The sequence below is a fragment of the Pseudomonas sp. P9_35 genome (genome assembly GCF_034008205.1).
Classification (GTDB): Bacteria; Pseudomonadota; Gammaproteobacteria; order Pseudomonadales; family Pseudomonadaceae; genus Aquipseudomonas; species Aquipseudomonas kilonensis.
Genome location: NZ_CP125373.1, coordinates 4,111,705 through 4,132,112 on the forward strand (window position 1 = coordinate 4,111,705; position 20,408 = coordinate 4,132,112).

General features: G+C 57.9%; 19 protein-coding genes. 12 read left to right on the top strand and 7 right to left on the bottom strand.

The genetic code is table 11. The features are described from left to right. Positions 1-628 precede the first annotated feature (628 nt). The 3 genes from QMK47_RS17920 to QMK47_RS17930 all read left to right on the top strand — a co-directional run bounded on the left by QMK47_RS17920 (position 629) and on the right by QMK47_RS17930 (position 2,472). Positions 629-943 carry a type II toxin-antitoxin system RelE/ParE family toxin gene (locus tag QMK47_RS17920; protein ID WP_320390537.1) on the top strand — a complete coding sequence of 105 codons (315 nt, stop codon included), beginning with the start codon at positions 629-631 and terminating at the stop codon, positions 941-943. Between the two features lies 1 nt (position 944). Then, entirely contained in the window at positions 945-1,439 is a 495-nt protein-coding gene (locus QMK47_RS17925; RefSeq protein WP_258688681.1) for an addiction module antidote protein, read from the top strand. Positions 1,440-2,232: 793 nt separating this feature from the next. After that, entirely contained in the window at positions 2,233-2,472 is a 240-nt protein-coding gene (locus tag QMK47_RS17930) for a hypothetical protein (protein ID WP_320388934.1), read from the top strand. 60 nt (positions 2,473-2,532) lie between these two features. Here QMK47_RS17930 and QMK47_RS17935 read toward each other — a convergent pair whose 3' ends face one another. Next, on the bottom strand, positions 2,533-5,232 hold the full coding sequence (locus QMK47_RS17935; RefSeq protein WP_320388936.1) for an EAL domain-containing protein: 2,700 nt from the start codon (positions 5,230-5,232) through the stop codon (positions 2,533-2,535). A gap of 114 nt (positions 5,233-5,346) precedes the next feature. Continuing rightward, positions 5,347-6,096, bottom strand: coding sequence for a substrate-binding periplasmic protein (locus tag QMK47_RS17940; protein WP_320388937.1), 750 nt, complete (start codon positions 6,094-6,096; stop codon positions 5,347-5,349). A gap of 217 nt (positions 6,097-6,313) precedes the next feature. Here QMK47_RS17940 and QMK47_RS17945 point away from each other — a divergent pair, with 217 nt between their 5' ends. The 4 genes from QMK47_RS17945 (at position 6,314) to QMK47_RS17960 (ending at position 9,281) form a co-directional block, all read left to right on the top strand. After that, positions 6,314-7,114, top strand: coding sequence for a hypothetical protein (locus QMK47_RS17945; RefSeq protein ID WP_253476067.1), 801 nt, complete (start codon positions 6,314-6,316; stop codon positions 7,112-7,114). A gap of 161 nt (positions 7,115-7,275) precedes the next feature. Further along, positions 7,276-7,428 (top strand): hypothetical protein, encoded by a 153-nt coding sequence (locus tag QMK47_RS17950; protein WP_320388939.1) that lies wholly within the window; start codon positions 7,276-7,278, stop codon positions 7,426-7,428. A gap of 39 nt (positions 7,429-7,467) precedes the next feature. Continuing rightward, on the top strand, positions 7,468-8,115 hold the full coding sequence (locus tag QMK47_RS17955) for a VOC family protein (protein ID WP_320388940.1): 648 nt from the start codon (positions 7,468-7,470) through the stop codon (positions 8,113-8,115). A gap of 212 nt (positions 8,116-8,327) precedes the next feature. Beyond that, positions 8,328-9,281: an alpha/beta hydrolase gene (locus QMK47_RS17960; protein ID WP_320388942.1), complete on the top strand. Its 954-nt coding sequence runs from the start codon at positions 8,328-8,330 to the stop codon at positions 9,279-9,281. A gap of 263 nt (positions 9,282-9,544) precedes the next feature. Here QMK47_RS17960 and QMK47_RS17965 read toward each other — a convergent pair whose 3' ends face one another. The 3 genes from QMK47_RS17965 to gabT form a co-directional block, all read right to left on the bottom strand. Beyond that, the gene (locus QMK47_RS17965) at positions 9,545-10,033 is read right to left on the bottom strand and encodes an Lrp/AsnC family transcriptional regulator (protein ID WP_003203167.1); all 489 of its coding nucleotides are present in this window, start codon (positions 10,031-10,033) and stop codon (positions 9,545-9,547) included. Between the two features lie 45 nt (positions 10,034-10,078). Further along, entirely contained in the window at positions 10,079-10,735 is a 657-nt protein-coding gene (locus QMK47_RS17970) for a hypothetical protein (protein WP_018601222.1), read from the bottom strand. A gap of 87 nt (positions 10,736-10,822) precedes the next feature. After that, complete coding sequence (gene gabT, locus QMK47_RS17975) at positions 10,823-12,115, bottom strand: 4-aminobutyrate--2-oxoglutarate transaminase (RefSeq protein ID WP_320388944.1); 1,293 nt, start codon at positions 12,113-12,115, stop codon at positions 10,823-10,825. Between the two features lie 288 nt (positions 12,116-12,403). Between gabT and QMK47_RS17980 the strand changes: the two genes are divergently transcribed. From QMK47_RS17980 to QMK47_RS18000, 5 genes are all read left to right on the top strand, one after another. Beyond that, positions 12,404-13,330, top strand: coding sequence for a glyoxylate/hydroxypyruvate reductase A (locus QMK47_RS17980; RefSeq protein ID WP_320388945.1), 927 nt, complete (start codon positions 12,404-12,406; stop codon positions 13,328-13,330). Positions 13,331-13,461: 131 nt separating this feature from the next. Beyond that, positions 13,462-14,568 (top strand): hypothetical protein, encoded by a 1,107-nt coding sequence (locus QMK47_RS17985; RefSeq protein ID WP_320388946.1) that lies wholly within the window; start codon positions 13,462-13,464, stop codon positions 14,566-14,568. Beyond that, positions 14,565-15,653, top strand: a complete 1,089-nt coding sequence (locus QMK47_RS17990; protein ID WP_053177693.1) for a DUF6161 domain-containing protein — start codon at positions 14,565-14,567, stop codon at positions 15,651-15,653. Before QMK47_RS17985 ends, QMK47_RS17990 begins: the two co-directional genes overlap by 4 nt. 260 nt (positions 15,654-15,913) lie before the next feature. Continuing rightward, entirely contained in the window at positions 15,914-16,771 is an 858-nt protein-coding gene (locus QMK47_RS17995) for a GNAT family N-acetyltransferase (RefSeq protein ID WP_258688701.1), read from the top strand. Positions 16,772-16,814: 43 nt separating this feature from the next. Continuing rightward, positions 16,815-17,522 (top strand): cupin domain-containing protein, encoded by a 708-nt coding sequence (locus tag QMK47_RS18000; protein WP_258688704.1) that lies wholly within the window; start codon positions 16,815-16,817, stop codon positions 17,520-17,522. Between the two features lie 271 nt (positions 17,523-17,793). On the opposite strand, the gene QMK47_RS18005 is transcribed toward QMK47_RS18000, so the two are convergent. Together QMK47_RS18005 and QMK47_RS18010 are read right to left on the bottom strand one after the other, a co-directional pair. Next, entirely contained in the window at positions 17,794-18,873 is a 1,080-nt protein-coding gene (locus QMK47_RS18005; protein WP_214511905.1) for a tartrate dehydrogenase, read from the bottom strand. A 40-nt stretch (positions 18,874-18,913) separates the two neighbouring features. Then, a complete protein-coding gene (locus tag QMK47_RS18010; RefSeq protein WP_053177699.1) occupies positions 18,914-20,371 on the bottom strand; it encodes an NAD-dependent succinate-semialdehyde dehydrogenase in 1,458 nt (485 codons plus the stop codon). Between the last annotated feature and the right edge of the window lie 37 nt (positions 20,372-20,408).

Consider the following 20,408-nt stretch of genomic DNA (forward strand, 5'->3'; position numbering starts at 1 on the left):
GGGAACACCAGCGGGAAATGGATAGAGCACAAGACAGGAAACACCGCGAGCGCCATGAAGAGAGGGAGCGGGACGAGCGCAAGCATTATGAAGAAATGGAGCGGGACGAGGCCAGGCGTAGAGAGCAGTACTATCGAGAGCGGTAGAAAGCCTCCCCTCAGGGTCAAACCACAATTGATAACCATGGCCTGAACCTGATTTTGTGCCGATTTTGTGACCCCGATTTTGATTATCCGCCTGCCTCGCCCCCCCCCGAAATCAGTCGATACGCCTTTTCCTCGCACAGCTATCACAATTCCTACAAAAGCGTGGGAATCCCTCACCTTGTACGCCAGCGTCGGTGAAACCTATAGTCGTTCCCGTCGCCCCAAATGGCGATCAGGTTTGACGACCTGCGGATCCGATCAGCCCATTAATCTGATCGGAGCAACCCCATGGAAAAATACGCCCCCATCACCAGCATCGACTGCACTCCCACTTCACTGCTTATCGATACTCAAACCCCCAGCGAGTAGTGGTTACTGCCAGCCAGGGCGACACCATCAGCTTCATGACCGATGAAAGACACCCTTTACCTGCATTCAACCTCGCACCCGTCAGGAGTAGCCATATGGCTACAATTGGGACTATGATCAATAAGAAAATAAACGAGATCCACCAGACGTCCTATTTTGAGGATTGGCTCGACAGTGTGAAGGATGCTCAAGGGAAATCGGCCATCTTGGCCCGTCTGGATCGCGCCGCAGACGGCAACTTTGGTGATTGCGAACCCGTTGGCGATGGGGTGAGCGAAATGCGTGTTTTTATTGGACCGGGGTACAGAATTTACTTTGTGCGCTCGGGGATCGCAGAGTATTTGATGCTCAGTGGAAGCGATAAAACAGATCAAAAACGAGGTATTAAGAAAGCCAAAGCGATCCTTGATGCCCTGAGAGGTAAATGACATGAGCGAGAAATTCAACCCTGAGGATATGCCGGTCCTTAACCTAAACACTACGGGTACGACTCGTTATGAGGCTTCGCGCTTTCTCGATAGTCCGGAGGCTATAGCTGCATATTTGGCCGAAAGTATGAAAGCTGATGATACAGAAAGTCTTATTCACGCTTTGGCCGAAGTCGCAAAAGCCAAAGGTGTTAATAAAGTCGCCAAGGATGCCGGGGTTAATCGCGAAAGCCTTTATAAGGTGCTGAAATCAGGTGCAAAAACGCGGTTTGAAACTATCAAGAAACTGATGACCGCGATCGGTGTAGAACTCACCGTACAACCGATTGCAACATTAGCAGCGGCTTCCAAAGCAACTGCTCCAAAGGCTCGCAAACCATCGGTAGCGGCGGCCAAACCTACCGCGAAATCCGCTGCAAAAAAACCAGTGGCAGCAGCGGCTAAACCAAGCGCAAAACCTGCTGCGAGAAAGGTAAAAGCCGCTGTGCAGCAGTAAGTCGCCGTTGGCTTCGTGGATTCCAGACAAACACGAATTGGCCAAGCCCCCTGCCCCTGTTGATCCCTTCCACGCTCGCGGTCAGCACAGAGAACCTGGAGCCTTTTCACATGAAACTACGCGCCCCACAGGCATATCACCTTGAACTCTTTGACGAAGGACCCTACCGGCTTTCTCTGGACGGGGTGAAATGCACCTTTTCTAAACCCGCAGGCACACATCAGCATCCAAAGCTGTACACACTAAGTGGAAAAATCTGAGACACAGGTTGGCTCTGAGCATATGGACTGCCGAACATGAAGGAGCGCCCACGACTCTAAGAGATTTGGAGACAGTTGAGGCTGAAGTCGCATTTCTCTGCAGGCAGCAATCGGGTCAATGACCGGAATTCCAGCACGAAATCCACTTCTACCCTTCGTTTTGCGTCCATAGGGAAGCAGCCCAAGAGATTTACGCCCATGCCATCCTGCGAAGCTCCTGACGCGAACGTCCGTTGAGCCCTCGCGTCCCCCCTTAATAGCAGTGATCTGACCCGATCTTCCCCACCCCGCCTCCCTCAATGGACTTACCGGAAACATCTGTGCAACGCCTGCGCCAGGCCAACAGCCACCGGCCGATAAGCAAGCCACCCTTCACGTACCAAAGCACCGATCGCGGCGGATGCCCTGCCCGACATCAACCCCGGCGTGTTGAGGAGCATTGAGCAACTGCACATGCCGGCCCCGGCCAAGACGCTGACTTACATTGAGTTGGCAGGCACCGCCAGTCATTCCCAAGAGAGTTGGCCGGAGCGTTGGGCAAGGAACCGAAAACCTTCGACTGCACCGTCGACAGTGAAGGGCCAGCCAAACGACTGAACCCAGCCTTGAGCGGTAACGCCAAGGCGTTGAGCTGCCGTGAACAGCGCCCAAGCTCAACAGTCGTGCCGCTGAAGCACTATTACTACTTGGTTGACTATGGTTTCTTCTATCACGCCAGTACTGACAAAAATGACTCGGTATCCATCGACATGCATGTGCAGAGCGTGAAGTGAGTGAAGGTCTGCGGGACCGGCTTTCGCCGGTTCCGCGGGATATCGGGCGGACGGTCACCCTCACACAGTCCAACCGTTGCTGTATTCACGAATAAACGTAGCCAGTTGTTCTTCCTGCATCGGCTTGGCAATGAGGTATCCCTGCACTTCATCACATTCCAACTGTTGCAAGCATGCAAGCGTCGCTTCGTCTTCGACGCCTTCGGCTATCGTGCGAAGGTTAAGTGCGTGAGCCATCTGGATGATTGCACGCACGATTGTTTTGTCATTGGTGTTCTGACACAGGTCGCGCACGAAGGCCTGGTCAATCTTCAACTTGTCGACGTCAAAGCGCTGGAGATAAGCCAAGCTGGAGTAACCGGTGCCGAAATCGTCCACGGAAACCATCACGCCAAGCTGCTTAAGACGCTGGACGGTGTTAAGCACTTGTTCAGTGTTGCGAATGAGCACCGACTCCGTAAGTTCAAGTTCGAGAAAGTTGGGATCAAACCCAGACTCGATCAAAGCACGTCGGATCGTCCCTTCAACGTCGCTGTGACTGAATTGCACGGCCGACAGGTTGAACGCAATTCGTACAGGTGCAATACCCGCTTCGCGCCACACTTGCCCCTGTCGGCAGCATTCGCTTATGACCCATTCACCGATGGGCACGATAAGACCACTTTGCTCAGCGATCTGAATAAACTGCCCGGGGAGCACCAACCCTTGCTCGGGATGCCGCCAGCGCAACAACGCTTCGACCCCCTGTACAAGACCACTTCGAAGGTCAATTTGCGGTTGATAATGTAATTCGAATTCACCCTTTGCCAGGGCCCTGCGCAATCCAACCTCCGTACGAAGGCTGGCCGTCGCTTCGCGGTCAAGCCCATCGTCGAAAAAACGACACGAGCCTCGACCGTCACCTTTGGCCCGAGACATCGCGGCGGCGGCCTTGCGTAAAATCGTCTCGAAATCCTCACCATCCTCCGGATACAGGGCTACCCCCATCGTCGCAGACGTATAAATTTCCTCACCCTGGATATTCATGACGCAGGACACGCTGGACTTAAGCTCATGCAGAACCGCCTGAATTTGCGCCAGGCCATCCATACCGATCAGCAGCAGGAGGAACTCATCGCCACCCTGGCGACTTACCGTGTCGGAGTCACGTACACATTCTGTCAGGCGCTTGGCGACGACTCGGAGCACGGCGTCACCTGCGGCATGTCCAAGCGACTCGTTGATGGTCTTGAAGTTGTTCAGGTTGAGCATGACGAATACCAACCTAGGACATTGGTCCCCCCCGGAGCCTTTGGCATGTTCAAAGCGGTCGCGCAACATCGACCAGTTCGGCAGCCCCGTCAACGCGTCCCTTGAGGCGAGGTACTCCACCTTGGCTTCAGCGTCCTTGCGCCGAGTGATGTCCATCGCCATCGTCAGGTAACCGGTGACCGCACCACTTGCATCACGCAGCGGCGCCTGTGTAGCGCTGATATTGACGGGATGCCGGTCGCGGTGCGAACGCGTTATTTCCCGGTCTACCACGGTTTCACCCGTGAACGTCTTATGGTGGGGATAGGCGATCTCTGCGGCCATGTCGGGAAGCAGGTTCTCTAGCGTTTGCCCCACGAGTGCGTCGGCGGGCCATCCCAGCAGTTTCTCCGCGGCCTCATTTACCAACGTGATAACGCCTTCAATGTCACGCGTCACGACAGCAATAGGCGACTCATCAATAATGACTTGGTTAAATCGATGTTCAGCGTCCCTGACCTGATAGGCAGCTTGCTCGGCGTTCATGGCGTCGAGTTGCCTACACCACGCCCGGTAGGTCAGATACCACAACAGCAAGGTAAACAAAGTAAATAGCGCAACGGAGCCAACGATCATGCGCCGCTCGGCAACCCAGGGGGCGAGATAGGCTTCAAGCCCGACCCCCACCAGAATGCAAATCGGCTGCGTCGCCATGCAGCGATACCCATAAGAGCGCAATACTCCATCTTGCGGCGCGACATTGACGAAGGTTCCAGACAGCCGGGAAATTCGTCGAGCAACAAACATTGGAGCATCTTTGCGAACGATTAGAGGTTCTCCCGGGGCAACGACCCCTTCGGGGTACCGCGTAATAAACCTCAAACTCTGGTCATTAAAGATGGCGAAAATATCAGTTGATCCGTTGGAAAGCGTCGCAAAGCGTTCGTTTAGCGAACTGATTGGAAGGACAAGCGTCACAATGCCGGCAAACTCGCCTTGCGGTGTGTGGATGGCTCTGGCAAAGACAATGTCCCATGTTTTGCTTATTCGGCCCAAAACCGGATGGCTGATGACCATGCCCTTCTTAGGATCATCACGTAACTGCTGAAAGTAATCACGGTCGGTAACAAAAACCTGGGATTCCCCACTGGCACCGAAGACAATCTCGCCGACGGCGTTCACCACTCGCATACCTGACATCGATGGGAGCACGAAGAGGTGTTGGCTCAAGACCGGTTCGACGAGCTCAGGGCGCAGTTCTCCGAATGTCTCTTGGCGCTCGATTTCATGAGCCACTGCGCTCAGCGTACGGTCGATACTCTCAAGTCGGCCATTAAAGTCTGAATGGAGCAGCAGCGACAGGTTGTCTGCCTGAATAGAGGCCTTCGCCTCGAACTGCTTGCGAGTTACATCCAACCATCTCCATGCGCCAGCCCATACGATCAAATCGAGAAATAACAGACCCAGTATCAGCAGTACGCCGGCACGATTTATGCTCAAGATCATCCCCACTGCCAGTTGATTTATCATTGTTCACCGGACTGATTCGGCTCGCTCGATAAAACAAACCAGGTCATCTCCAGTTAGCAATCACTCAAGCAAAAACACTCCGTGCAAAGTGGCACGAGGCCTACCCCTTTTTCCTCACCGCCCAACCGCCCCCTCATACCGCCGCTGAATCCGCTCCAACTCCCCTGAACGCCGCAACTTCTCCAACGCACTTGCCCACGCCGCCACCACTTCATCCTCACTGTCAGGGCTGAAGGCGATGTACAACGATGAGCGATACAGTTCGATAGGGATCCGTCGCAGGGTGCCCGGCGCGATGTTCAACTGACGGCTGTAATAAGCCACGCCAGCATCGGTGTCACCGATGATGATGTCGGTGCGTCTGGCAAGCAGCATGCGGTAAAGCAGCTTGCTCTCGGTGGCGCTTTTATCCAGGTTGTTGAAGCCCAGCGACTGCAACATCTGCGGCACCAGGCCGGCGTGGCGGGTGGTGATCTGCGGGGCATGCAGCAGTTGTTCCAGGGAGTTCACCGGCGGCGTACTGGCCAGTTGATAGGGGTGAATGGATTCCTCCACGATCGGTCCGACCCATTTGTATAACGGCTCGCGCTCCGGTGTGCGGAACAGGGAGTACATGATGGTCTTGGGCCGCGTCTTCAGTACCTGGGTGGCTCGCATACTCGGCTGCAACAGGACCTCGAAGTCATTCCCGGTGAGCGCCATGATGGCCCGGACGATCTCGGTGGTCATGCCGGTGAGCTGATTGTTTTCCTGATAGTTGTACGGCGCCCACTCTTCGGTGATGACTTGATACTCCTCGGCCCCGGCATCAACCGTGCCGAGCAATAGGCAGAGCAGCGCTGCAGCCGGTGTCGAATGTCTCACGTGTTCTCCCGCCGGATTGTTCGGTGTTTGTGCATGGATGGAGCCTGATTCAAAGGGGGCAAGGTAAGCATAGACCCAAACACACGCCCGACAGTTGAAGCAGTCCACATTCCGCCCCTTAGCAACCCCCAGGCCTTGGTGTACGATCAGCGCGAACCGGATATCGGCCAACGTACACGGCGCTTCCCTTTCGCCCTTCTCCCTGTGACCCGCCCACATGAATCCGATCGACCCACTGTCGTTTCAACGCATCATCACCGCCCATGGCCACGTCGAAGGCGCGGCGTATTTCGATGCTGAGGAAAGCCTCGCCCATGAGGTGTTTGCTGACCGCATCGTTTTCCAGACCAACTACCTGGATTACCGCAGCTATGAGGTCGATCTCGCCGAGGGCCGCGTACGCGTGCGCAAGACGCGGCTGGATAACTACTCGCGCGGCCATAAGGCACAGGTGATCGATGACGACATGGATGACGAGGACTGGGCCGAGCTGGGCAGTCTGTGGCAGCGCTTGAGCCACGACCTGGACACCCAGGGGCAAGGGCCGCAGCCCGATTTGGCCGATACCCTGGCCGATCTGTTTGATTGTTTGTTCGACGAGGCGCGCGCGCAGGCGCTCATTCAAAACATGCCGGCGCCTACCGGGCAATGGGATTGGGCTTGGACGCAGGTCGAGTCAGCGCTCACCGAGGCCAATCAGTTGGCGGGGTTCGAATGGAAGGAGTGGTCGTCCTACGGGATCGATGCCGTCAATGCCCTCGCCCCGCTGCGACAGTTGGGCATTGAAATCCCTGCGCCGGAGCGTAAAGCCATCGATGCCATCAACCGCGCCAACAATTGGGAGCGTGCGCTCCTGCAGTATTTCAACGCACAGCTGGAGGCTCATGACTTGAAGCTGTTGGCCATCGGCACGCACTTCGATGAATACCAGGCCTTCGCCTGCCTGCCCATGAACGGCCTGGGCCTGATCAATGCCTTGGAGATCATGGGAAGGCTGGGCATCGTCTACAAATATTAAGCGACTGACGCCACGCGCTTTCGGTCCGCTTTTACCAGCCCATAAAGGGCTGCCCCTCCTTTGAGCCTCGAAGTGACGACATGACAAACTGTGATCAATGCGGATCCGTCCTCCCTTACGACACCGCTGCTTGCCCGCGATGCGCCGGGGAAATTCGGCACATGGTAGAGGCGAACGCGCCAAGGTCCCTGCCGTCGAAAGGGCAGAAAATCCTGAAATGGGTGCTGATCGGCATTGTGGTCGCGGTGCTGGCAGCAGTGGCGGCGGTCATGTGGATCTTGCACTCGCTGGGGCCGATGCCTTCTTTTGGTTGATGGCTACAGATACTTCCCAATCCACGGATGGATGAACACATGAAAACCACCCTTGATCACCTCGTCATCGTGGCAACGGACCTCGATACCGGCTGCGCGTTCGTGACTGACGCGCTGGGCGTCGACCTTCAGCCGGGTGGCGCCCATTCACGCATGGGCACCCATAACAGGCTGCTGCACCTTGGCCCCGGGCTCTACCTCGAAGTGATTGCCGTGGACCCGTCCGCCATACGTCCGGACCGGGCACGCTGGTTCGGCCTTGATCAATTGGCCCCCCATTCGCCGGCACGCCTGGCGACCTGGGTGACACGCACTGATGATATCCATACCGCTCGTGATGCCTGCCCTGGCCTTGTCGGGGATGTCGAACCCATGACGAGAGGAACATTGAATTGGCAAATAACCATACCGGCTGATGGAAGCCTTCCCATGGATGGATCAGTCCCCACCCTCATTCAATGGGCGCCTGGGCTTCATCCGGCGGACACGCTCCAGGACAAGGGTTGTGCGCTATTGGCACTGGATGTCTTTCATACGGATCCGGAAAAGATCAAAGCGATCCTGACGGCCATGAATTTTTCTGGCCCGATTCATCTTCACGCACTGCAAGCGCCTTCGGCTCCCTATCTGCTTGCGCATATTCAAACGCCAAATGGGTTGAAGACACTGCCGCTTTTACACGTGTGACCGTTTGGGGCGGCTTCGCCACCCAGCGGGAGCAAGCTCCCTCGCCACGCATATTCACTTCGTAACCGAAGCGAAACGCAGCTATCCGATTTCCCCATAGTTGCTATCGATACCAGCGCCGTTCTCGTCCTCGGCCTCTCTCTCTAATCTGCCCACCAACGCGATCGACGACGATCGCCGCAGATCAAACCGACCTTATGGAGAGAGAAACGATGAACACCTTCAACCGCACCCTCGCTGTCACCACCCTGGCATTGGCCACCCTCAGCGCCGAAGCCGCGTCGCCTGTCCAGGCCGCTGCCAGCGCGTCTGCTGTCGGCATCGTGGTCCAGTCCGCCAGCTACATCACCACCAAGGATGGCGTGCAGCTGTATTACAAGGACTGGGGCCCGCGCGATGGTCAGGTCGTGACCTTCAGCCACGGCTGGCCACTGGACTCCGACAGCTGGGAAGGCCAGATGATGTTCCTCGCCTCGAAGGGTTATCGCGTGGTGGCTCACGATCGTCGCGGCCACGGTCGCTCCAGCCAGCCTTGGGAAGGCAACGACATGGATCACTACGCCGATGACCTGGCGGCAGTGATTGAAGCGCTGGACCTGAAGGATGTCACGCTGGTGGGCTTCTCGACGGGGGGCGGTGAAGTGGCTCGCTACATCGGCCGTCACGGCACCGCTCGAGTGAAGAAAGCCGTGCTGGTGTCCTCTGTCCCGCCGTTGATGCTCAAGACCGACACCAACCCCGGTGGCTTGCCTATCGAGGTGTTCGATGGCCTGCGCAAGGCGTCCCTGGAGAACCGCTCGCAGCTGTACCTGGACATTGCCTCCGGCCCGTTCTACGGCTACAACCGCAAGGGCGCCAAGCCATCCCAAGGGCTGATCCAGTCGTTCTGGGTGCAGGGCATGCAGGGTGGCAGCAAGAATACCTATGACTCGATCGCGGCATTCTCGGCGACCGACTTCCGCGGCGATTTGAAGAAGTTCGATGTGCCGACGCTGGTGATCCACGGCGATGACGACCAGATCGTGCCTATCGACGCTTCAGGCCGGGCCTCGGCGGCGCTGATCAAGGGCGCTCGACTGATCGTCTACCCTGGTGCACCGCACGGCTTGACCGAGACGCACAAGGATCGCCTCAATCAGGATCTGCTGACCTTCCTCAAGGAATAAAAGCCCAGATCTCTTGTGGGAGCGAGCTTGCTCGCGATGGCGGTGGATCAGCTTGCCTCAATGCTGAATCTGCCGACGCCATCGCGAGCAAGCTCGCTCCCACTGGGGGTTTGGGGTGGATTCGGCGCTTGTGTGCACTCAAGATCAATTGTGGGAGCGAGCTTGCTCGCGATGGCGGTGGGTCAGCTTGCCTCAATGCTGAATCTACCGACGCCATCGCGAGCAAGCTCGCTCCCACAGTTGTTTCAGGATGGATCACGAATTCAATGCCGCAACAACTTACGCAATGGAATCTCATCCTTGCGCACCGGTGACTTGATGACGATGTAGCTGAAGTACTTGGAAATGCCGATGTTCTTGTCCAGCAGGCTTTCCATCACGTCCTGATAGTCCTGGATGCTGCGGGTCATGAAGCGCACCAGGTAGTCGTAGCCGCCGCTGATGAGGTGGCATTCGAGTACTTCATCCACCAGCCGGATGTTGGATTCGAACTTGGCGAAGTCCTCACGCTTGTGGTCGCTGAGGGTGACTTCGGTGAAGACCGTCACCGAATCGGTAATCTTGGCCAGGTTCAGATGGGCCTTGTAGCTGGAAATGTAGCCCAACGACTCCAGTCGTTTGACCCGCTGAAGGCACGGGCTGGCGGACAAGCCCACGGCATCGGCCAGGCTGACGTTGGTCATGCGGCCATCTTTTTGAAGCTCTACCAAAATGCTGATGTCGATCCGGTCCAGTTTCGCTAAACCTTCCATCGCATACCTCTTGCCTGCCGTTTGTAAGACAATCTTCTAACAAAATCAGCGTCGTAAGGACAGCTGATGCTGAGCGACCAGATCAGCCATGCTGTTGATGCAGTAGTCCGCCGCACAGGGCGCGGGAGACATATCGGCGTTGCGACAGATCAGGCAGACAGCCCCAACCGACCGTGGGCGGGCGCCGGGACGGGTCACCTGGAGAATAGACTCGGCGCTCAGGCCATTGGCCGCCAACCAATCGTGATCCTGCAACGGGTCGCTCGCCAGCGAAATAAAATCATCAGGCTCGATGCCCAGGCGCTCGCACAACACGCCCCGGTCCTCGGCATCGCGATCCCCTTGCACCAACAACCGATAGAACTTGCGCAGGTAGAGCATCGCACCCGGCGCATCCTCGAACAGCGTCCAACCGGCAGCCGAGCGGGCGAAGCTCATGCCCTCCTCCCAACTGACCTTGAGCTTCCAGCGCTCGGCCAATTGACGGTGGGCGAAACACAGCAAGCCGCTGAAGCCCAATTCGCCGAAACGCGGGTACAAGGCTTGCAGCACCTCGTCAAAATCGGCGAGCACCTGTGCTTTGTCCAACGGCTCGCCATGGTTTTCCAGCAACGGCTGCAACGCCGTCCAGACGCCGGAGTCCCGATCCACCAAGACCTCATCGCAGTCGATCAACAACGCCCGATATTCAGTCAGCCTCATCTGTAAAGCCTCCGATGATGTCCCATCGATCAACGCTCCATTAATCGCCACTGACGCTTGCCCGGGCAAACGTCATGAACGCAGGCATCAGCCGAGGACGCGTGCCAAGGCGCCGTCGAGAATCTGCAACGCTTCGTCGATCTGCGCTTCGCTGGTCACCAGCGGCGCCAGGAAGCGCAAGACGTTGCGGTACACCCCGCACTTGATCACCAGCAAACCGCCGGCCCGGGCTTCGTCGATCAGGCGTTGGTTCAGGTCGGCGTCCGGGGTGCGCGCGTCATCATGCTTGATCAGTTCGATCGCCAGCATGAAGCCGCTGCCGCGCACATCGCCGATCTGCGGGTAACGGGTTTGCAGGTGCAGCAGGCCCTGGCGCAAGCGCTTACCCAGGACTTCACCACGGGCCAGCAGCTGTTCTTGCTCGTACGCCTCGATCACCGCCAGCGCCGCCGCGCACGACAGCGCATTACCGCCGTACGTACCGCCCAGGCCACCCGGCAGTGGAGCGTCCATGATCTCGGCCTTGCCGACCACACCCGACAACGGCAAGCCACCGGCGAGGCTCTTGGCGACCGTGACCAGGTCCGGCTGGATGCCGGCGTGCTGGAAACCGAACCATTTACCGGTGCGACCGAAACCGGTCTGGATTTCATCGAGAATCAACACAATGCCATGCTTTTGCGTCAATGCGCGCAGGCCCCGCAAAAACTCGGCGGGGGCCGACAGGAAACCGCCATCGCCCTGCACCGGCTCGATGATGATGGCCGCGACCCGCTCAGGTGCCACTTGGGTGGCCAACAGCTCGTCCAGCGCCTGGAGCGCCATCGCGCTGGTGACGCCGCGATAGGCATTCGGATACGGCGTGTGGAAGACCTCCGGGGCGAACGGGCCGAAGTTCTGTTTGTACGGCTGGCTCATGCCGGTCAGCGTGGTGCCGAGCAAGGTCCGGCCATGGAACCCGCCGCGAAAGGCAATCACGGCCGAGCGGTTGGTGTGGGCCCGGGCGATCTTCACGGCGTTTTCCACCGCTTCGGCACCCGAGGTGAAAAATGCCGCTTTATAGGCGTGCTGGCCGCCGATCATTTCGCACAGGCGCTGGGCCAGGTCCAGGTAGGGCTTGTAGGCCACGACCTGGAAACAGGCATGGGAGATCTTCTGCAACTGGGCCTGCACGGCCGCGATGACCTTGGGGTGATTGTGGCCGATGTTCAACACACCGATGCCGCCGACGAAGTCCAGGTAACGCTTGCCGTCCACGTCCCATAATTCCGAGCCCTGGGCCCGATCGATCACCAACGGGTGCGCGGTGACCAAACCACGTGGCACGAATTGATCACGCTGACGGAGCAAACTTGGGGTTTCTTCGACTTTACTGTTCATTGGCATTTCCCATCGTGAGCCTCGCACCCAGGAAGCGGCTGCGGTGTGTTCACAGGTTAAGCGTTCGACGCGATTGTCTAAGCCGAACTTGGTCGTTGAGAAATTCGGATCGACTGTTTACACCCCGGCAAACAGCAGAATCCTCCAGAGGCATTCCAGCCCCATGGAATCTGCCGCAAGAGGCACCTTGCAACGCAGTGCGATGCTGCTACGCCGGCCCTTTCGACAGATCCTGCTCTGGCGTTGAGGCATGCTAGGGGCTCCTTGATTTCAGGCGAGAAGTGACCCATGGCCCTGCTCTATAAAGCTGACCCGGTACGCGGCGAACACTGGCGGCGCCTGTTCGCCGAACACGCGCCGGACATTGAATGGCGTGCCTGGCCAGACATCGGCGACCCGCGGGATATCCAGTACCTGGCGGCCTGGCAAGCGCCGGACGACGTCGAAACGCTGTTGCCGAATCTGCAGGTGCTGTTCGCCTTGTCGGCCGGCGTGGATCAACTCGACCTTGGCCGCTTGCCAACGACGCTGCCAGTGGTGCGCTTGCTCGACCCCGGCATCAGCCAGGGCATGTGCGAGTACGCCAGTTTCGCCGTGCTCAGCCTGCACCGGGACATGTTGCGCTATCGCCAGCAACAGGCCGAACGCTGCTGGCAAGCGCACCGGCTGATGCCCGCCGGGCAACGCCGGGTGGGCGTCATGGGCCTGGGTTTGCAGGCACGGCAGATACTCGCCAGCTTGAAGACCTTTGGTTTTGCCTTGTCGGGCTGGGCCCGCAGCGAACATGACATTGATGGGGTCGCGTGCTTTGCTGGCGACGAGCAACTGCCGGCGTTTCTCGGTCAATGCGACATAGTGCTGTGCGTCCTGCCGTTGACCGAGCAGACCCGAGGGATCCTCAACCGCCAGCTGTTCCAACACCTGCCCAAGGGCGCAGCGTTGGTCAACATGGGCCGGGGTGGACACCTGATGGAAGCGGACCTGCTTGAAGCCCTTGCCGACGGCCAGCTCAGCGCCGCGGTGCTGGACGTGCTGGAGCAGGAACCGGCACCGATGGATCATCCCTTCTGGCACCATCCACAGATACTGTTGACGCCGCACATCGCGGCGATGACTCAGCCTGAAAGTGCCTTTGGCGTGTTGCTGGAGAACATCCGCCGGCATCAACGGGGCGAATCGATGCTGGGCCTGGTTGATCGTGAGCGCAGCTATTGAGCGCTCGAATAGCATGCTCCCCGTCACACCTCATCATGCGGTGTCGTGCTGCTGTCTTTTTATAAAACAGCAGCTATGACGCTTACCAGGTGATAGCATTTGGCCTTCAACTATCTGAAGGATCAGCATGCATGAAGCAGAACGTAAGGACACAACGACTGGATAAGCTTCATAAGCTTGTGACTGCCTACACCGCCGAAGCTCATGAGGAAAAACTGCTACCTGCCGATCACCCTGCACTCGCCTGGTTCACCCCATTCAAATACCTGAATCCAGTTAGCTGGGCACTTGCCCCAAATAAAATCCCCTACGTAGCGGCCACTGCGTTGGTTGACAGTTATTCCTGCCTGCCGCGAAGACCAGACATGGCGTTTACCTATCTGTGGACGGCTACCAACAGTTGCTACAACGATCTCTATATGAAGTCATCTGCCCATGCGGAAAGCTTGGGGGACTCGAAAGCCATTGAAAAATCCCTGATTGAAATCAACAAGATCATGCAGTCCCAAATCGCCTTGCCGACCGCCTCCTCGCAGGGTCCCGATTTCAGCACCCCTCAAGAAATAATTTTGGATTTCGCCCACCGCCTACCTGACAAGACACTGCATTTCGTCGCGTCTTACATCCTCAAGGGTATGGCTATCGAAAAACACAATGAGTTCGTCATAAAAAAAGCAAACAAAACCGGAAAAAAAGCAGACACCATCAGAAAAATTCATATTTCATCATCATACAAATCGTTTAAAACCAAGTTCAAGGCAATGTTCAATCATTTCTACTGGACCTACGGTGAGGCCTATTCCGCCCTATGTACGATTACCGAGAATCCGGACAAAACGGATGTAAGCTTCGGAATAGTCGAAAACGAAAAATCTCGAAAAATCACCCATGCGCTTGGAAAAGAGATAAAAACAATACTCATCAAGATACCTGCCATCGACCAATTCGATGACCTCGGCAAGCCCACCGTAAAAACCCCGGCCCTCTATTCAGACACCCAGAGACTAGAATTTCTCGTGTTTTGCCTTCTCTACGCCACCAGAAACAATAACGCGCACGGAAATGTAGCATCCAGGGTCGGCAGTATATTTTCAGACAGTCAAAGCATCGTTGCCGCTACTTGGATTTTTTTGTTTGGCTATTTCTACCTTTCATTGATTCTCCTGTGCTTAGGTTCTATTGAACCCGATGACCTGCATATTCATTCACTCAACGCCTCCTTATTAGATAAAAAATGACTAAACCCGAATTCAAGGCATTAAGCGGTGAGATTTTCGACTTTGAAAATCTCACCGACAGAAATGACTTCATGCAGAATGAAGTGAGCTTTTGGAAGCCAAAACTCAAAAGTCTCAAAAAACACGACACATCGAATGTTCACCAGGCCCTGACGAATATAGCGGCCTGCGTGGAGATTTTTGAATATCACATCGCCATGGAAGAGCAATATTTTCTCGACGAAGAAGCGCCAGAAGAGGAGCTTTCGGACGTCTGGATCTATAGCAACTCACCCGCCACGATCAAATGGCTGGAGATTTATTCGAATGAACCCGCTATTGCCGGAGGTTTCTACGATGCAATTTTTCTAGGCAAAAGTGATAACCCAGGCTCATTTAACGACTTCAGCGGATACCTGGCCGCGTATGAATTCAAACTTCCCCTGCAAAACTCTTTCGCACAGCGTTCCACTTCAGAAGCGGCGGTGATACGTGGAATTCACTCAAACTTCTTCAAGATCAAATACAGGCTCGTAAAAAAAGCAAGAAAAGAAATGAACCTGTTTGCCCAATGGCAAAAGCAGGAAGAGGAGGCCTGGGCAACGCGCCTTGAGACGCTAGAGTCAACATATAAAGAGAAGCTTCGGCTGGAAGGCCCCGCGACCTATTGGGCAAAAAAAGCCAGTGAACACCAGACACGTGGTTATATCTGGACAGGCGTACTCAGCGTCACCTTGTTTTTCTCCGTCATCGGCCTATGGACATCCTTCAATCTATGGCTGAGTGGTGACCGCACACCGATTGCCCTCAATCAGATCGAGGGTGCGCTCATTTTCGTAACCCTTATCTCAACGTTGGCCTTTACCGTCAAAACACTCTCAAAGCTGGTTTTCAGCGCATTCCACCTTCAACGCGATGCAGAAGAACGAGAGCAGCTTACCCACTTGTATCTGACATTGAGCAAAGACACCCAAGTAGACGAGGAATCGAGAAAAATAATCCTCCAGTCGCTGTTCAGCCGCTCGGAGACAGGACTTATCTCTAATGAATCCGGACCAACCATGCCCGGACTGACGGACCTGCTGTCTGCTTTCAAAAAAGGCTGACAGCCACTGAAAGGTTATTCGCGCAGCACCTGCATACTTATCTATCGCGCTTTCGCGTCGGCCCAAGCCTGAAATCCGGCCCGGTATTTACTGCTGGCCGAGCAGCTGATTTGAGCAAGAAATGTGGTCGGCAAAGCCGTTGCTGACGGAACATACCGAATCAATTGGCGGCCCTTGCCAGGCCTCGTTGCAGGTGAGATACACACGCTTTCAGCGGATAAAACCGTCCGATCAAGCGCCTCTTTCAATGGTGATCTGCCATGTCCATTTCGCAACGCCCTACTTACTTCTATCGCGCCATGACCGCCACCGACGTGCCTGCGGCCCATGCCTTGTCCGTGCAGTTGAAATGGCCCCATCGCCTGGAAGACTGGGCGATGTTGCAACGCGTCGCCCAAGGGTTTGTCGTGGAAGACCAGGGTCGTTTGATTGGAACGGCGTTCACCTGCGCCCAGGGGGACTACGCCACCATCGGCCTGGTGATTGTCGACGATGAGTATCAGGGCCAGGGGATCGGTCGCAAACTGATGGAACTGGCGATCGAGGCTTGCGGCTCGCGGACCGCCGTGCTCAATGCGACGCTGGCCGGTGCCCCGCTGTATGCCAGCCAGGGCTTCGTTGATTTTGGGCATATCCAGCAGCATCAAGGGCAAGCGCTGGTGCCGGCCCTGCAAGCACTGGCCGCCGGCGAGCACTGCCGCGAGCTGGGCGAAGCCGATCATGCCGAGCTGATCAAACTGGCCAATGCCGGGAGCGGGCTGGAGCGGAGCGCTGTGCTCAATGATCTGTTCGAGGTCGTTGAACATTCAGTGGGTATCGAGCGCGACGGTCACTTGTGCGCCTTCGCCCTGCTGCGCCCCTTCGGCCGTGGGCGCTGCATTGGCCCGCTCATCGCCCAGAGCCTGGAACAGGCCCAGCACTTGATCGCCGTGCTGCTGGCTCAAGTGCCGGACGCATTCGTTCGCATCGACATCCCTTCAAACAGCGGCCTGGCCCCTTGGCTGGAAAAGGCCGGGCTCAAGCAGGTCGACACCGTCGCCCAAATGGCACGGGGCACGCCTCCGCAAGCGACCGGCGCAGTTCGGCAATTTGCGCCGGTGACCCAGGCCATTGGCTGAAAACCCCGCACTCCCCTCAACGCTTCCCTGGAGAATCATCTTCATGCTCGAACCCACTGCAGTGCTGTTGGCACACGCCGATGGCCGCCTTGCCTCAACCCCGTTCACCCCGGGTTCGCTGGGCGCCAAGGATCCGTTCGACCGCCTCATCGCCTATGACGGGGCGGATGGCATGGCTGCCGGCGTGGTCCGGGCGAGCGGGCTGTTCAGCGTCGATGCATACCCCTTCAGTGAGACGCTTGTGGTGCATGCCGGCGCAGTGACGCTGCGCAGCCAGGGACAGACGCTGCAGCTCAAGCCAGGTGAAAGCGCGGTGATCGGGCGGGGGACGGCGCTTGAGGTCGAGGCGCAATCTGGCTCGCTCTGGGCCTTCTGTGCCGATACCCAGCGTATCGAAGCGCACCTTCCCGGGCTGACGGCACTCCCCGCCCACACCCTGCTCTCGCCTTCCGCAGCCCCGGATGACGAGATCCTGCTCAGCCCGCCGCCGCAATGTAGCTCGCACAATTTGTTTGTCGAGCAAGCGAGCAACCTGCGCATCGGTATCTGGGACTCGACGCCCTACACTCGCAAGTCACGACCGCACAAACTGCATGAGCTGATGCACCTGCTCGAAGGCAGCGTCACCTTGCAGGCAGCCGATGGCAGCGACTTGACGGTCAACACCGGCGATACCGTATTCGTCCCGCTGAATGCACCGTGTGCCTGGAAAAGCAGCGTTTATGTGCGCAAGGTGTACGTCGTCAAGTAATCCGGTGTACGGCAGCTCCACCGCTATCGCGAGCAAGCTCGCTCCCACAGGGGATTGGTGGTGGATGTGAAGTCTGCGGCCAACCGAGAACCCAATGTGGGAGCGAGCTTGCTCGCGATGGCGGCGGCACAGCCAACATCATCGCAAGCTGATCCACCGCTATCAGAGCAAGCTCGCTCCCACAAGGGGTTGTGGTGGGGGGGGGTGGCAGATCAGCCAAAAAAAGCCCGCAGTGTGAGCGGGCAAAAGGTGTCGCAGGTTGGATCAAGCCTCAGAGCGCGGCGGCGATGGCCTGGCCAACATCCTGGGTCGAGCCTTGCCCACCCAGGTCGGGGGTGATGGGGCCTTCGGCGATGACTTGTTCGATGGCCTTGAGAATCCCATCGTGGGCCGCGCGGTAGCGCTCATCGCCGTTCCCCAGGAAATCGAGCATCAAGGCGCCGGACCAGATCATCGCGATCGGGTTGGCGATGTTCTGCCCATAGATATCGGGGGCCGAGCCATGCACCGGTTCGAACAGCGACGGGTAGCGGCGCTCCGGATCCAGGTTGGCCGACGGTGCGATGCCGATGGTACCGGCGCAGGCCGGGCCAAGGTCGGAGAGGATGTCGCCGAACAGGTTCGACGCCACCACCACATCAAACCGGTCGGGCTGCAAAACGAAGCGAGCGCACAGGATGTCGATGTGTTGCTTGTCCCACTTCACATCCGGGTACCGCTCGGCCATCAATGCCGTGCGCTCGTCCCAATACGGCATGCTGATGGAAATGCCGTTGGACTTGGTGGCCGCGGTCAAGCGTTTGCGCGGTCGGGTCTGGGCCAGGTCGAAAGCGAACTTCAGGATCCGGTCGACCCCGCGCCGGGTGAACACCGACTCCTGCAGCACGAACTCATGCTCGGTGCCTTCGAACATCTTGCCGCCGATGGAAGAGTATTCCCCCTCGGTGTTCTCGCGGATCACCACGAAGTCGATGTCCCCCGCCTTGCGCCCGGCCAACGGACACGGCACCCCCGGAAACAGCCGCACCGGGCGGATGTTCACGTACTGGTCGAAGTCGCGGCGGAACTTGAGCAACGAGCCCCACAGGGAAACATGATCCGGCACCTTGTCCGGCCAACCCACGGCGCCGAAGTAGATCGCGTCGAAGCCCTTGAGTTGTTCGAACCAGTCGGCGGGCATCATCTGCCCGTGCTCCAGGTAGTAATCGCAATGGGCCCAATCGAGCACTTCGATGTCCAGCGACAACTGCCACTTTTTCGCGGCTTGCTCCAGTACTCGCAGCCCTTCAGGCAAGACTTCCTTGCCGATGCCATCGCCGGCAATGGCAGCGATTCGAAATGGTTTGCTCATCAATCGTGGCTCCCGGGTGTCTGTTCAAATGACGGTCGCATCACAGCCCACCGATGTGGAAGGCTTTGACTTCAAGGTATTCGTCCAGGCCGTACTTGCTGCCTTCGCGCCCCAGGCCCGACTGCTTGATGCCGCCGAAGGGCGCGACTTCCATGGAGATAAGCCCGGTATTGAGCCCGACCATGCCGAACTCCAGCGCCTCGCCGAAACGCCATGAGCGGCGCAGGTCCTGGGTGAAGTAATAAGCCCCCAGGCCATACGGCGTGGCATTGGCCAGGGCCAGGGCCTGCTCTTCAGTAGTAAAGCGCATCAGCGGAGCCACCGGGCCGAAGGTTTCCTCGTTGGCAAGCAACATCCCGGCATGGGCCTCGCCCAATACCGTTGGCTGGACAAACTGACTGTCGCCCTCGGGAACACCGCCACAGAGCAGGCGCGCGCCCTGGCTCAACGCATCGTCGATGTGCCGGGCGACTTTGTTCACCGCCGCGAGGTTGATCAGCGGGCCGATCATCACGTCAGCCTCCAGCCCATTGCCGACCTTGAGCTTGCCCACCTCTTCCACCAGCCGTGCGGCGAAGCGTTCGTAGATACCGTCCTGCACCAGGATGCGGTTGGCGCAGACGCAGGTCTGGCCGGCGTTGCGAAACTTGCTGAGCATGATGCCGGCGACGGCTTGCTCCAGGTCCGCATCGTCAAACACGATGAACGGCGCGTTGCCGCCCAGCTCCAGGCTCAAGCGCTTGATGTGCTCGGCGCTCTGGCGCATCAACAGGCGCCCGACCGCCGTCGAACCGGTAAAGGAAATCTTGCGCACCGTCGGGTTGCCGGTCAGTTCTTCGCCGATACCGGCAGGCATACCCGTCACGACATTGAACACCCCGGCCGGAATCCCGACCCGCTCGGCCAACACCGCCAGGGCCAAGGCCGACAAGGGGGTCAGGTCCGAGGGTTTGACAATGACCGGGCAGCCCGCCGCCAGGGCCGGTGCGCACTTGCGGGTGATCATCGCATTGGGGAAATTCCACGGGGTGATCGCGGCACAGACACCCACCGGCTGCTTGAGCGTGAGCAGGCGTCGGTCGCCGCTGGGCGCCGGAATGGTCTCGCCATAGACCCGCCGGGCCTCTTCGGCAAACCATTTGGCGAAACCGGCCCCGTAGCGGATTTCGCCTTTGGCTTCGTTCAACGGTTTGCCCTGTTCACAGGTCATGATCAGCGCGAGGTCGTCGAGGTTGTCCATCATGGCTTGATACCAGCGCTCCAACAGCGCTGCCCTTTCGGCCGCCGGACGCGCGCGCCACGCTGGCCAGGCGCGCTCGGCGGCCTCGATGGCACGCCGGGTTTCCACGCCTTGCATAGCCGGTACCCGGGCGAGCACCTGGCCGGTGGCCGGGTCGATGACGTCAAGGGTGGCGGCGTTGTCGGCGCCGATCCACTGACCGTCGACGTAAGCGAGTTCTGCCAACAGGCTGGGGTCTTTCAATCGATTCTTGAGCATGGTCGCGTCCTGTTCCGAGGTGATTCCAGTCTAAGGA

Bases quoted from the DNA above. Each gene is read 5' to 3' on its own strand.
- QMK47_RS17920 (WP_320390537.1), top strand. From the start codon at position 629: ATGATCAATAAGAAAATAAACGAGATCCACCAGACGTCCTATTTTGAG.
- QMK47_RS17925 (WP_258688681.1), top strand. From the start codon at position 945: ATGAGCGAGAAATTCAACCCTGAGGATATGCCGGTCCTTAACCTAAAC.
- QMK47_RS17935 (WP_320388936.1), bottom strand. From the start codon at position 5,232: ATGATAAATCAACTGGCAGTGGGGATGATCTTGAGCATAAATCGTGCC.
- QMK47_RS17945 (WP_253476067.1), top strand. From the start codon at position 6,314: ATGAATCCGATCGACCCACTGTCGTTTCAACGCATCATCACCGCCCAT.
- QMK47_RS17950 (WP_320388939.1), top strand. From the start codon at position 7,276: ATGGTAGAGGCGAACGCGCCAAGGTCCCTGCCGTCGAAAGGGCAGAAA.
- QMK47_RS17955 (WP_320388940.1), top strand. From the start codon at position 7,468: ATGAAAACCACCCTTGATCACCTCGTCATCGTGGCAACGGACCTCGAT.
- QMK47_RS17960 (WP_320388942.1), top strand. From the start codon at position 8,328: ATGAACACCTTCAACCGCACCCTCGCTGTCACCACCCTGGCATTGGCC.
- QMK47_RS17965 (WP_003203167.1), bottom strand. From the start codon at position 10,033: ATGGAAGGTTTAGCGAAACTGGACCGGATCGACATCAGCATTTTGGTA.
- QMK47_RS17970 (WP_018601222.1), bottom strand. From the start codon at position 10,735: ATGAGGCTGACTGAATATCGGGCGTTGTTGATCGACTGCGATGAGGTC.
- gabT (WP_320388944.1), bottom strand. From the start codon at position 12,115: ATGAACAGTAAAGTCGAAGAAACCCCAAGTTTGCTCCGTCAGCGTGAT.
- QMK47_RS17980 (WP_320388945.1), top strand. From the start codon at position 12,404: ATGGCCCTGCTCTATAAAGCTGACCCGGTACGCGGCGAACACTGGCGG.
- QMK47_RS17985 (WP_320388946.1), top strand. From the start codon at position 13,462: ATGAAGCAGAACGTAAGGACACAACGACTGGATAAGCTTCATAAGCTT.
- QMK47_RS17990 (WP_053177693.1), top strand. From the start codon at position 14,565: ATGACTAAACCCGAATTCAAGGCATTAAGCGGTGAGATTTTCGACTTT.
- QMK47_RS17995 (WP_258688701.1), top strand. From the start codon at position 15,914: ATGTCCATTTCGCAACGCCCTACTTACTTCTATCGCGCCATGACCGCC.
- QMK47_RS18000 (WP_258688704.1), top strand. From the start codon at position 16,815: ATGCTCGAACCCACTGCAGTGCTGTTGGCACACGCCGATGGCCGCCTT.
- QMK47_RS18005 (WP_214511905.1), bottom strand. From the start codon at position 18,873: ATGAGCAAACCATTTCGAATCGCTGCCATTGCCGGCGATGGCATCGGC.
- QMK47_RS18010 (WP_053177699.1), bottom strand. From the start codon at position 20,371: ATGCTCAAGAATCGATTGAAAGACCCCAGCCTGTTGGCAGAACTCGCT.